The sequence below is a fragment of the Staphylococcus sp. GDY8P85P genome (assembly GCF_017892405.1).
Lineage (GTDB): Bacteria > Bacillota > Bacilli > Staphylococcales > Staphylococcaceae > Staphylococcus > Staphylococcus borealis.
This window is the reverse complement of record NZ_JAESLA010000010.1, coordinates 26,506-39,514: the sequence shown is the minus strand read 5'-3', so window position 1 is coordinate 39,514 and position 13,009 is coordinate 26,506. Positions and strand designations below refer to the sequence as shown.

Sequence of the window (13,009 nt, the reverse complement as noted above, 5' to 3'; positions counted from 1 at the left end):
CAGTTTTCAATGTTCATTTAATTATTATAAATGGTGGAGACTAGCGGGATCGAACCGCTGACCTCCTGCGTGCAAAGCAGGCGCTCTCCCAGCTGAGCTAAGCCCCCAAATTATTTAAGAAGTCGGGAAGACAGGATTCGAACCTGCGACCCCTTGGTCCCAAACCAAGTGCTCTACCAAGCTGAGCTACTTCCCGTATGTAATTAAATAATAAATAAAATTTAAATGGCGCGCCCGATAGGAGTCGAACCCATAACCTCTTGATCCGTAGTCAAACGCTCTATCCAGTTGAGCTACGGGCGCTATATTTAAGATGGTGCCGAGGACCGGAATCGAACCGGTACGGTGATCTCTCACCGCAGGATTTTAAGTCCTGTGCGTCTGCCAGTTCCGCCACCCCGGCAATATAATGGAGCGGAAGACGGGATTCGAACCCGCGACCCCCACCTTGGCAAGGTGGTGTTCTACCACTGAACTACTTCCGCATGTAGCTATTAAAATAATCGTATGAGCCATAGAGGATTCGAACCTCTGACCCTCTGATTAAAAGTCAGATGCTCTACCAACTGAGCTAATGGCTCAAAGATGGTGCCGGCCAGAGGACTTGAACCCCCAACCTACTGATTACAAGTCAGTTGCTCTACCAATTGAGCTAGGCCGGCAAATTAATTAAGAATGGTGGAGAATGACGGGTTCGAACCGCCGACCCTCTGCTTGTAAGGCAGATGCTCTCCCAGCTGAGCTAATTCTCCAACATGTAAGCCTGGCAACGTCCTACTCTAGCGGAACGTAAATCCAACTACCATCGGCGCTAAAGAGCTTAACTTCTGTGTTCGGCATGGGAACAGGTGTGACCTCCTTGCCATTGTCACCAGACAATAACTTACTCAATTAATTATAATGTCAATTATTTTAATTTTCAATAGTTAATTTTACACTTTATTAAAGTTATCTTTACAAGTCTTTTACAAAATTAACTTTCGTTTTTGACGACTTTTATATCTTACAACATCCAAAAGGTAAAGTCAACAGTTTTTTAAAACTTTTTTAATTTAATAAGTTTATCATTTGTTGCTTCGACTTCTTTTGAACACTTTTACTATGTTAGCACATCACAAGTACAATGACCATACCTTTTTCAAACTATTTTATTATAATTTCTCCACTCTTTTTTACTTTTGTATCATCTTTTCTCAAATAATATGTAAGTCACTTTAAGTCATCTAATATTCAATGCCTATATACTTACCTATTCTAACTATTTAACTCATTTTCGTTTCATTCAGCATATATATAATAAAAAAATTGACTGGGACAAATTGAAATGTCTCAGTCAAATATATCATCTTGGCAGCAGCTGACTGATTTGAAAGTGGCTCAACTCAGACTTTTTTCAAGCCTAGTCATCCTTGTCGACGGGCACTGGATAAGAAAATATCATAAAAAAATGCTACAAACAAAACAAGATGGGAGCCGGACAACGAAATAAATTTTGGAAAATATTATTTCTGTCCTACTCCCATCTCAAATATTAAATACGATCTATTTCTGTCTCATGTAAGGGAATAATAATACGTCTCTAATAGATGGAGAGTCAGTTAATAACATAACTAAGCGATCAATTCCGATACCTAACCCACCTGTTGGAGGCATACCGTACTCTAATGCTTCAATGTAGTCTTCATCCATTTCATGTGCTTCATCATTTCCTTGCGCTTTTTCAACTAATTGCGCTTCAAAACGTTCACGTTGATCAATTGGATCATTTAATTCAGTAAATGCATTTGCGTGTTCTCTTCCTACGATGAATAATTCGAAACGATCCGTGAATCTAGGATCTTCTGGGTTTTTCTTCGCTAATGGAGAAATTTCAATTGGATGTCCATAAATAAATGTTGGTTGAATTAATGTTTCTTCAACTTTTTGTTCAAAAAATTCATTTAAAATATGGCCATACTTCATATTATCTGTAATTTCAATACCATGTTCTTTCGCTGCTGCGATAGCTTCTTCATCAGTTTTAATTTGATAGAAGTCTACACCTGTTGCTTCTTTTACAGCATCAACAATATGAAGACGTGTCCAAGCAGACTCTAAATCAATTTCTTCTCCGTTATATTGAACTTTTGCAGAACCAAGGACTTCTTGAGCAATATGTCTAACCATAGACTCTGTTAAGTCCATAATATCATGGTAATCAGCATAAGCTTCGTATAATTCAATCATAGTGAATTCTGGGTTATGACGTGTTGATACACCTTCATTACGGAATACTCGTCCTATTTCATAAACCTTCTCAAGTCCACCAACGATTAAACGTTTCAAGTGCAATTCGATTGCAATACGCATATATAGTGTTGCGTCTAATGCATTATGGTGTGTAACAAATGGACGTGCAGCTGCTCCACCTGCGATTTGATGCATCATTGGTGTTTCAACTTCTAAGAAACCTTGTTTATTTAAGTAGTTTCGCATTTCTTGAATGATTTTACTACGATTAATAAATGTTTGAGTACTATCTTGGTTAGTGATCAAATCTAAATAACGTTGACGGTAACGTTGTTCGATATCTTGTAAACCATGGAATTTATCAGGTAAAGGTCTTAGCGCTTTAGATAATAAAGTGAATGTTTTAGCTTTTACTGATAGCTCACCTGTATTCGTTTTGAACATGACACCTTCAATGCCAACGATATCACCTAAGTCTGCACCTTTCCATAAATTATCGAAATCTTCTTCGCCAATTTGGTCTTTACGCACATAAATTTGAATTTGGCCAGTTAAATCTTGAACATGTGCGAAACCAGCTTTACCTTTACCACGTTTAGTCATTAAACGACCTGCAATTGACACATGACTTTCGTCTTCTTTTTCATGTAACGCTTCTTTAGAGAACTCATCCCATTGTGCTTTTAATTCGCTAGCAGTAGCTGAACGTTCAAAACGTTTCCCAAAAGGATCAATTCCTAAATCAATTAATTCTTGTAGTTTTTGACGACGGACCTGCATTTGGTCATTCATTTCTTCTGACATAACTTTCTCTCCTTTAAACTTCTTTATTATGATAAATGTTCCATGGATCATTTTTAAAATGCTTATAAGAAATCTTATAGCCTATTTAGTGATATTTCTTTACGCTTTTTATGGAAATTCGTTACCTTTATCACTTTAAAATTATGATATTCTTTATATTCGCATTTCAAATGGTGCGCTTCGTGTTGAGAAATACTTGATAAAATATCTTCTCAGATTAGTCTACTATAGCAAAATTGCAATATAGCCTAAGGATATTATACTTATCCAAAGCTTAGTACTTAACCTTTATATTTCTTAACGGTATCATCTGGTTTAACTAAATCAGAGATACGTGCATTTGAACGAGGTTCAATTTGAGTAGATGCAATATCATTCAATGGTATTAATACAAAAGCACGTTCACCCATACGCGGATGAGGCACTTCAAGGTCATCTTCTTCTATTACTTTATCTCCATATAATAAAATATCGACATCTAATGTTCTTGGACCCCAACGTATGTCTCTAACGCGATGCAGTCGCTGTTCAGTTTCCAAGCAATGTTTAAGTAGTACTTTGGGCTGTAATTCTGTTTCAATTTCTAAACACAAATTTAAAAAATTGGGTTGCTCTGTATAGCCTACTGGTGCAGTCTCATATATTGGAGAAATCTGAGTTACAGTAACACCGTCTATACTATCAATGATTTTAATAGCTTCTTGTAATTGCTGTTCCCTATCACCAATATTGCTTCCTAAGCCTAAATACGCTTGTACCATTTAACGATTCTCCCTCACTATTTCTATACCTACACCGTCATAATGACCTGGGATAGGTGGATTTTCTTTAGTGATTCTGACTTTCGTTTCCATTACACGATTATAGTGTGAATTTATACGTTTTGCAATACGTTCAGCTAGATGTTCGATTAAATTACATGGTGGACCTTCAACGATTTCTTTCACATCTTCAAACACTTCACCATAATGTACAGTATCAACCACTTTATCAGATTGACCCGCTTCAGCTAAGTCTACTTTCAAAGTAACATCTACTACAAAGATTTGACCTATCTCATTTTCAGCAGGTAATGCGCCGTGATAGGCGTAAAATCTCATACCATTAAGAAAGATTGTGTCGTTCATCGTCATTCTCCTTTAAGAAATCCATACTTTGGCCTAATCGAGCGTTTAATTGAACATTATGTACACGCACGGCTTTGACGCCTTTCATTATACCATAAGCTGTTGTTGCAGCTGTGGCCTCATCACGTTCTAGTGCCTTCGTTTCGGTACCAATCATTTCTTTGATGAAACGTTTACGACTCGTTGCCAATAAAACAGGATACTCTGTTGCAACAAGTTCATCTAAACGTGCCATTACTTCGTTTTCTTCTTCACGCGTTTTCGCAAATCCAATCCCTGGATCTAGCCATATTTTGTGATTAGGGATACCTGCCATTTCAGCTTTGTTCGCTTGCGTAATAAGTGATAACAACATCTCTTCGACAACAGGTTGATCACGATGTCCATCACCATTGTGCATTAATACAATTTCAGCATCATAAGCAGCTACAACATCAAGTATTTTAGGGTCGTATAAGCCTGCCCATTGGTCATTAATCATTGTAGCCCCTAATTTTAAACATGCTTCTGCTACTTCACTGCGATATGTATCAATCGAAAGTTGAACATTTAATTTTATAAGTTCTTCCACTACAGGAACGACACGTTCAATCTCTTCTTCTGTTGAAATTTCTGTAAAACCTGGTCGTGTAGATATACCTCCAACGTCTATAATATCCACGCCCTCTTCTACCATCTCTTTTGCACGTGCAACTGCTTTATCTACCGAATTGTACTTACCACCATCAGAGAATGAATCCGGTGTTACATTTAATATGCCCATAATTTTTGTTTTAGTCATTCTTGTCACGTCACCCTTCGTCCTTTTGAAAATGATTTGTAGCACAATAACTACGTTGACTTAATATTCACATACTAATGATACACTCATTTACCAAACATTTCAGTGTTTATAATCGACATCCAAGCATCTATAGCTTTCATTGAATTTAATTGGGGTATTTTTTAGAAAAAAGAACGGGAGTAGGACAGAATTCATTTAAATTCGTTGCCCCACCCCCCGTAAGGATGACTATAACTGAGAGAAGCCTAACTTAAGCACATCTTAGTTATATCAGCTACTGCGAATTTGCAAAGTAGCATCATTATATTATTTATATCTCAAACTGCTAAAAATCTTAATTATTGATTAATCATCAAATGAATATAAAGGTGTAGATAAGTAACGTTCACCATTACTTGGTAATACTGTTACAACTGTTTTACCTTTACCTAATTCTTTTGCTTTTTGGATTGCAGCATGGATCGCAGCACCTGAAGAAATACCTGCTAAGATACCTTCTTCTTTTGCAACACGACGTGATGTTTCCATAGCTGTATCGTTATCAACTTTGATAATACTATCGTAAATATTTGTATCTAAAGTATCTGGTACAAATCCTGCACCTAAACCTTGTAATTTGTGTGGTCCGGGTTCACCACCACTTAATACTGGTGATGCTTCAGGTTCGATAGCAACGATTTCAACGTTAGGGTATTTTTCTTTTAAGACTTTACCTACACCAGATAAAGTACCACCTGTACCTACACCTGCTAAGAAAGCATCAATTTGTTTACCTTCAAATTGCTCAACTAATTCTGGGCCAGTCGTTAAAGCATGGATTTCAGGGTTAGCTGGGTTTTCGAATTGTTGTGGTTCGAAGTAACCATGTTCTTCTTTTAATTCTTTTGCTTTTTTGATAGCGCCTTTCATAGCTTCTGAACCTGGTGTTAAGACTAATTTTGCACCATAAGCTTTTAATAAGTTACGACGTTCAGAACTCATTGTTTCAGGCATTGTAAATACTGCTTTATAACCTTTAGCTGCACATACGAAAGCTAAACCGATACCAGTGTTACCACTTGTTGGTTCTACGATTGTATCACCTGGTTTAATTTTGCCTTCTTTTTCAGCTTTTTCAATCATAGCTAATGCGATACGGTCTTTTACTGAACCACCTGGATTTTGGTATTCTAATTTTACGTATACATCTGCTGCATCTTCATCTACAACGTTTCTTAATTTTACTACCGGTGTATTGCCAATAATTTGAGTAATGTTATCTACTGGTTTTTGTGCCATTGAAAAAACGCTCCTTTTACTTTCATATTTAAAACTTAGTTTTTTTATCGGATATAATTATATTCTATCAGAATTTTCTAAAAAGACAAAGATAATTCTCTCATTTTTAGACTTAAAGTTACATTTTACTTCCACATTCATTTATCTTCCCTGTAAAAAAGGCAATAAACACGTGATAGTTTATCGCCTTGAATTCTCTTTTCAGTTATACAATTATGCCTGCATTGAAGCTAATAATTCTTCTAGTTCTGCTTCTGAATAACTGTATTTGTTACCACAGAAGTGACAAACTGCTTCAGCACCATGATCTTCTTTAATCATATCTTGAACTTCAGCTTCACCTAAACCTTTAATCGCATTTAGAAACTTCTCATGGCTGCAATTACATTCAAACTGTGCAGGCATAGTTTCTAAAATTTGAACATTATCTTCTCCAAGTATCTCATTTAAAATACCTTCTGGCGTCAAGCCTTGTTCAATTAATTTAGATACAGGTTGCATATTACTAATAGCATTTTCTAATTTAGTAACTGTTTCATCTTGCGCGCCAGGCATCACTTGAATAATGAATCCTCCAGCGGCTTTAATAGAATTGTCTGGATTTACTAACACGCCTAATCCTACTGAAGAAGGTGTTTGTTCACTTGTCGCAAAATAGTATGTGAAATCTTCTCCCAATTCACCTGATACAATTGGGCTTGCACCAGAGAAATAATCTTTCATACCAACGTCTTTGACTACTTGAATTGAACCGTCTGTGCCTACCGCTCTTCTTACATCTAATTTACCTTGTTCATTTAAAGGGAAATGTGTTTGTGGTTTATCAACGTAAGCACGTACATTTCCTTCAGCATCTGCATCTGCAATGATTCTGCCGATAGGACCTTTACCATCAACTGTTACAGTTAATTTTTGCTCGCCTTTCAACATTGAACCCATTAATAAAGTTGCAGTCATTGTTCTGCCCATTGCAGCTGATGCTGTTGGCCAAGTATAGTGACGTGTTTGCGCCTCTTGTACTGATTCAGTTGTGAGTGCAGCATATGCACGTATTTCTCCATCAAACGCTAATGATTTAACGATATAATCATGTGTCATCTTTGTATACTCCTTTAATACATCTATTTTTATATTGCTATTATTTATACTTGAATCATTCATTTACTTCTAATATTTTCTTTTAAGGATACTTATTCTACACTTGTTCAATAAGAATATGAAGTAACTTGCTTTCAACATTATTATTGTTATTTTAACTATCCTTTCATATTAAAAAAATCTCCTTCGACTAAGGCGTATTGCCCTACTCAAAGGAGATAACAACCCAGCTAAACCTTATCGATTGTTAGGGTTGTTTGGATCATTCGGATTATATGGTTTGTCAATATTAGGAGATTGCTCATAACCTGTTTCGTCTTCATCACTTGAATGGCCACGATGTTGATCCGTATCTCCGTTTGAACCGTCACGTAGTTGATCATGTCCAGCATGATTATCTCTACCATCTCTTTGACGATGTCTACGTTCACGATTAATATCGTTATCCTCTTTACGATCTTCTCGCATATCTTCTTTTCCTTCTTCTAGTTGTTCTTCGCGAATATCATCGTAAGATTTACCATATTTACCTTCGCTAAAGTCAGAATCTTCATCTTTAACAACGCGCGCAGCATCGTAATCTACTTCTGGTAATACACCATCATAGAATAATGAACGGATTTGTTCTGCTACTAATGTTTCTTCTGTTAACAATGTTTTAGCGATAAGTTTAAGTTCTTTTTCATGTTCTAATAAGATTTGTTTACAACGTTCATATTGTTCTTTAATAATACGTTGAACTTCTTTATCAATTTCATAAGCGATTTGACCAGAATAATTAGGTTCACCTTGCATATCTTTACCTAAGAAGACTTGTCCACCACCGCTAGATGAGAATTGTAATGGTCCAAGTTTTTCACTCATACCATATTCAGTAACCATAGAACGTGCAATTTGCGTTGCTCTTTCAAAGTCATTTGATGCACCCGTTGATACTTCATGGAAGTTAATATCTTCTGATACACGACCACCTAATAAACCGCAAATTTTATCTAGTAATTCAGGTTCTGTCATTAAGAAGCGATCTTGTTTTGGTAACATCATTGCATAACCACCAGCTTGTCCACGAGGAACAATGGTTACTTTATGCACAACTTCCGCTTCATCAAGCACCATACCAATGACCGTATGACCTGCCTCATGATGAGCTACAATATTACGTTCTTTGTCAGAAATAACACGTGATTTTTTAGCTGGTCCAGCGATAACTCGGTCTGTAGCTTCTTCGATATCACGCATATCAATTTTATTTTTACCTTCACGCGCAGCAATTAAAGACGCTTCATTTAATAAGTTCTCTAAATCTGCACCTGAGAAACCAGGCGTTCTTTGTGAAATGGCTTTTAAGTCAACTGTTTCATCAAGTGGTTTATTTTTAGCATGTACGTGAAGTATAGCTTCACGACCTTTAACATCTGGACGACCAACTTGAATTTGTCTATCAAAACGACCAGGACGTAATAACGCTGGGTCTAAGATATCAGGACGGTTAGTTGCAGCAATCATGATAATACCTTCATTTTCACCGAAACCATCCATTTCAACTAGTAATTGGTTAAGTGTTTGTTCACGTTCATCATGACCGCCACCAACACCTGCACCACGTTGACGTCCAACTGCATCTATTTCATCGATAAAGATGATACATGGCGCATTCTTTTTAGCATTTTCGAATAGGTCACGTACACGGCTTGCACCGACACCCACAAACATCTCAACGAAGTCTGAACCACTGATTGAGAAGAATGGTGCACCAGCTTCACCAGCTACGGCACGCGCTAATAATGTTTTACCTGTACCAGGAGGGCCGACAAGTAATACACCTTTAGGTATTCTTGAACCCATTTGTTTAAATTTCTTATTATCTTTTAAGAAATCTACAATTTCAATTAACTCTTGCTTTTCTTCATCTGCACCAGCAACATCTGAGAATCGTACACGACGTTTTTGGTTATCGTACATTTTAGCTTTAGATTTACCAAAGTTCATCATACGACCGCCACCGCCGCCACCTTGTGCTTGGCTAAGGAAGAAAATAAATAAGAAAGCAATAATCAATACAGGAATTAATGTCGTCAACATACTTACGAAGACGCTTTGTTTCTCTTCTTCTTTAACTTTAAAATCTAGTCCTTTTTGGCTTTTGGCTTCATCTGTAATTTTTTGTAAGTCTTTTTCGTTATTGTATAAAATTGTTGAAGCATAATCTTCATCATTTTTTGTTTTACCACTTACCAAGTACACATTTTGTTCAGGTTGGATTTCTAAGGTCTTCAAGTCACCCTTATCCAATTTCTCTACAAACTGTGAATAGGAAAGTTGTTTCGGAGTATTACCGTTCCCATTTATGTAAGAAAATACGCCGAATATAATAACGCCAATAATTGCGATAACAAGCACATTGCGAAAAGCTTTTTGCATGCGTCATTTCCTCCTATTTCTATAATAAAGCTAACAAAAATTGTAACACAATACTTCTCTTAAAGGCTAGCATTTCAACTTTTGTAATACTTTTCAAAATCCTTGTGTTATCAAACTTTTTAAAACTTAAATTCCCTAAAAATGATTTGTTTTTTAAGTCAAGTTTAAGCATATAAAATGAGTCTACACTAATTCTACACTTAAGTATAGTTATTATATCTTAAACACGATTTAATTATATTAACAACTAAATAAATGTCGCTTACTTGTTATAAATTTCTGGTTTTAATGTGCCGATATACGGTAAATTTCTATAATGTTCAGCGTAATCTAAACCATACCCTACAACAAATTCATCAGGAATTTTCTTGCCGACATATTTCGCTTCAATATCAGCTTTACGTCGATTTGGTTTATCTAATAAAGTAACAATTTCAAGTGAGTTAACTTTACGAGATTGTAATAATTCAGTAATGGATTTCAATGTCGTACCTGTTTCTAAAATATCTTCAATAATGAGGACATCTTTATTTTCAATAGATGAACCTAAATCTTTTAATATTTGGACTTCCCCTGTTGATTCAGTCCCACCATGGTAGCTTGAAACATCCATAAAATCAATTGCTAAATGTGTATCAATACGTTTAATTAAGTCGGCCATAAACATAACAGAACCTTTTAAAATACCAACGCAGACAAGTGGTTTATCTTTGTAATCCCTAGTTAACTGTTCACCTAAATCTTTACAAATATCTTGAATATCTTCTTCAGTTAATAAAATTTCCTTTAAATCATCTTTCATTAATCATTCATCTCCAATTTTTTTGATTTCGATATGTTGATTATATGCTTGAGCAATATATAAATTACCTACAGCAATAATTTGATGGTGTTGATTTTCAATTACTGGCATTTGCATGCGCGCATCATTTGGAATTTTATAATCTATAAACAAACGCCCTACTTTTTTATGGCCTTGTTGTCCATTCAGTTCGACTTTATCTCCATTGCGACGTGTTCGTATCAATAACGGTAATTGGTCATGGGGTATCGTTGGATGAATAACGATATGATAGGATCCGAAACGATATGTATTTGCCTGATTCACAATTTGATTATCTAATAATGACGGCTCATTTTTAGCCAATATAATAAATTTATCATATGCCATTTGAATTATCCATTTTTCAGTAAGGGATATCTCAAATTGTGCAATTTCACTATCAATTTGAGCAAACCATTCATGGTATTGTTTCTCTGAAAATGACTTGTCCAATTGAAGATGTTTGAATAGTTGATCTAATAACACCATTTTAGTAATGTCATCTAGTTGATTAAATGCATGTCGTGCACACTGAATCTGTGTTGCATTATTATTGATCGAGATATCATGTTCAATAAAAGCATCGGCTTTTTTTCGACTTTCACGTAATTGGATGTCGTGCCAACGTTTTAGCTTTAGTAAATGCGTGCTATCAAGATCTGAATTTTGATTAATCGCTGGTAATAACCGATTACGAATATCATTTCTAACATATTTATTATCTCTATTTGAACTATCCTCGTAGTAGGGCACTTGATATTTATGCTGATAGTCGCGTATGTCATCTTTTGAAACTTCCAGTAATGGGCGACTTATTGTATAGTGACGACGTTTCGATTGAACGTCTATTCCTAAAGTGCTTCGCGTAGAACGCCCTGTAAACAGTCGATAAAAAATGGTTTCAAGTTGATCATCTAAATGATGTGCTGTAAGCAATACGTCTGCCTTTAATTGTTTCATCATTTCATCAAACCACTCATAACGCAGATAACGCGCGTCAGCTTGTATACTCTTACCCTGTGCTACGATATCGGTTAAATTCAATCGTTTCACATAACAAGGGATGGCGTGTTGTTTACAAAACGCTTTTATAAATGCTTCTTCCTTATGCGATGCCTCTCGTAAGCCGTGATTAACATGTAGACAAGTCAATTGTTTATATGTATGTGATAATTGTGTAAGTAAATGATGCAACAGTGACATACTATCTATACCTGTCGAAACTGCAATCACAATATGATCTGTATTGTTCCATAGCGACGTATTAACTTTCAACATTCAGACCTCCTCAATCCCTAGAACATTATGTATTACAGTGCTGTAATGCACTCATCAAAAAAAGAGTGGAACTAAAATTCATTGTTGAATTTTAAGTTCCACCCCGCAAAAATAACACATCTTATATATAAATAAAGGGCCATTCGACAGGACAACAACCATGTATGTTCGTAGTGAATGTCACCTATAATGATGTCATCCTTGCTATTATCTATAATCATATAAATAATATATTTAAATTAGCGTCTTGAACCTTTACCGCCACGTCTTGATTCTGTTTGTCGTTTAATAGATGTTAATTTATCTTCACTATCTTTCAAGAAATTGCTTAATTTCTTTTCGAAATCTTCACCTTTTTGTTGTGGTGGTCTATTGTGATTTGATTTATGTTGTGGTCTACGAGGACGATCTTTGGCTTTTTTAATTGAAAGGCTAATTTTACCGTCATCTGCAATAGATAAGACTTTAACTTCAACTTCGTCTCCAACTGATAGGTGATCTTCAACATTTTCAACATAGTTATCAGCCACTTCACTGATATGAACTAAGCCACTTTTTCCTTCAGGTAATTCTACGAATGCACCAAATTTTTTGATACCAGTAACTTTACCTTTTAGCTTGTTTCCTACTTCGATTGACATATTCTAAATAAATCCTCCCGATTTTGATTCGATTTTAACCTTATTATATTCCTGTTTTAATATTTTCACAATGCTATAAAACCAGATAATTCATTCTTCTTTAAGAAAAACGATTATCTTTTATATTATCAGTTGTCATTTGAGGATTTTGATTTAGAATCATCATCGTTATTAGGCAATTTAAAAATAACTTCACCTTTATTACTCAAGTAATAATCATCTCTCGCTACCTTCTCAATGTAGTCTTTATTATTTAAATTACTGAGCTCTTCTTTTAATGCGATTTCCTCATCTTGTTTTTTTTGAAATTGTTCCTCTTTATGCTTTCGCTCAACTGCAGCTTTATCATTGCTTTGTTTTTGGACGACAAGCATGATGGATAGAATAATAATGATCGCTAATAGTATCCCACCGAATACGGTCACTCGTCGTCTAACAACTCGCATTTTTTTCTGTTGTCGTTGTTTCTTTCGATTTTTTTCGGAGGTATACTGGTTTCCTATATTTTCTACCTTTTTACTCATTG

At 35.5% G+C, this 13,009-nt stretch carries 11 protein-coding genes, 8 tRNA genes and 1 rRNA gene; all 20 read right to left on the bottom strand.

Annotated features, from left to right (window positions below; genetic code table 11):
• Window positions 1-31: 31 nt before the first annotated feature.
• Window positions 32-107, bottom strand: a tRNA-Ala gene (locus KA828_RS02075).
• Window positions 108-122: 15 nt separating this feature from the next.
• Window positions 123-196 (bottom strand) — tRNA-Pro (locus KA828_RS02070).
• Window positions 197-226: 30 nt separating this feature from the next.
• Window positions 227-303, bottom strand: a tRNA-Arg gene (locus KA828_RS02065).
• Between the two features lie 11 nt (window positions 304-314).
• Window positions 315-403: transfer RNA gene (locus tag KA828_RS02060), tRNA-Leu, on the bottom strand.
• 7 nt (window positions 404-410) lie between these two features.
• Window positions 411-485 (bottom strand) — tRNA-Gly (locus tag KA828_RS02055).
• Window positions 486-508: 23 nt separating this feature from the next.
• A tRNA-Lys gene (locus KA828_RS02050) sits at window positions 509-581 on the bottom strand.
• Between the two features lie 5 nt (window positions 582-586).
• A tRNA-Thr gene (locus tag KA828_RS02045) sits at window positions 587-662 on the bottom strand.
• Window positions 663-676: 14 nt separating this feature from the next.
• A tRNA-Val gene (locus KA828_RS02040) sits at window positions 677-752 on the bottom strand.
• Window positions 753-761: 9 nt separating this feature from the next.
• Window positions 762-876, bottom strand: a 5S ribosomal RNA gene (gene rrf, locus KA828_RS02035).
• A gap of 666 nt (window positions 877-1,542) precedes the next feature.
• Window positions 1,543-3,033 carry a lysine--tRNA ligase gene (gene lysS / locus KA828_RS02030; RefSeq protein ID WP_070854586.1) on the bottom strand — a complete coding sequence of 497 codons (1,491 nt, stop codon included), beginning with the start codon at window positions 3,031-3,033 and terminating at the stop codon, window positions 1,543-1,545.
• Between the two features lie 281 nt (window positions 3,034-3,314).
• On the bottom strand, window positions 3,315-3,794 hold the full coding sequence (gene folK / locus KA828_RS02025) for a 2-amino-4-hydroxy-6-hydroxymethyldihydropteridine diphosphokinase (RefSeq protein WP_070854585.1): 480 nt from the start codon (window positions 3,792-3,794) through the stop codon (window positions 3,315-3,317).
• A complete protein-coding gene (gene folB / locus KA828_RS02020) occupies window positions 3,795-4,160 on the bottom strand; it encodes a dihydroneopterin aldolase (RefSeq protein WP_053031347.1) in 366 nt (121 codons plus the stop codon).
• On the bottom strand, window positions 4,138-4,941 hold the full coding sequence (folP, locus tag KA828_RS02015; RefSeq protein WP_210125312.1) for a dihydropteroate synthase: 804 nt from the start codon (window positions 4,939-4,941) through the stop codon (window positions 4,138-4,140). Before folP ends, folB begins: the two co-directional genes overlap by 23 nt.
• 348 nt (window positions 4,942-5,289) lie before the next feature.
• Window positions 5,290-6,222, bottom strand: coding sequence for a cysteine synthase A (gene cysK, locus KA828_RS02010; RefSeq protein WP_053031342.1), 933 nt, complete (start codon window positions 6,220-6,222; stop codon window positions 5,290-5,292).
• 213 nt (window positions 6,223-6,435) lie between these two features.
• Window positions 6,436-7,320 carry an Hsp33 family molecular chaperone HslO gene (gene hslO, locus KA828_RS02005; RefSeq protein ID WP_210125311.1) on the bottom strand — a complete coding sequence of 295 codons (885 nt, stop codon included), beginning with the start codon at window positions 7,318-7,320 and terminating at the stop codon, window positions 6,436-6,438.
• A gap of 237 nt (window positions 7,321-7,557) precedes the next feature.
• Window positions 7,558-9,741 carry an ATP-dependent zinc metalloprotease FtsH gene (gene ftsH, locus KA828_RS02000; protein WP_053031338.1) on the bottom strand — a complete coding sequence of 728 codons (2,184 nt, stop codon included), beginning with the start codon at window positions 9,739-9,741 and terminating at the stop codon, window positions 7,558-7,560.
• A 262-nt stretch (window positions 9,742-10,003) separates the two neighbouring features.
• The gene (gene hpt, locus KA828_RS01995) at window positions 10,004-10,543 is read right to left on the bottom strand and encodes a hypoxanthine phosphoribosyltransferase (protein ID WP_053031336.1); all 540 of its coding nucleotides are present in this window, start codon (window positions 10,541-10,543) and stop codon (window positions 10,004-10,006) included.
• Between the two features lie 3 nt (window positions 10,544-10,546).
• Complete coding sequence (tilS, locus tag KA828_RS01990) at window positions 10,547-11,839, bottom strand: tRNA lysidine(34) synthetase TilS (RefSeq protein WP_481906418.1); 1,293 nt, start codon at window positions 11,837-11,839, stop codon at window positions 10,547-10,549.
• Between the two features lie 242 nt (window positions 11,840-12,081).
• On the bottom strand, window positions 12,082-12,483 hold the full coding sequence (locus KA828_RS01985) for a S1 domain-containing RNA-binding protein (protein WP_053017953.1): 402 nt from the start codon (window positions 12,481-12,483) through the stop codon (window positions 12,082-12,084).
• Between the two features lie 128 nt (window positions 12,484-12,611).
• A complete protein-coding gene (gene divIC, locus KA828_RS01980) occupies window positions 12,612-13,007 on the bottom strand; it encodes a cell division protein DivIC (RefSeq protein ID WP_053031330.1) in 396 nt (131 codons plus the stop codon).
• Window positions 13,008-13,009: the final 2 nt, after the last annotated feature.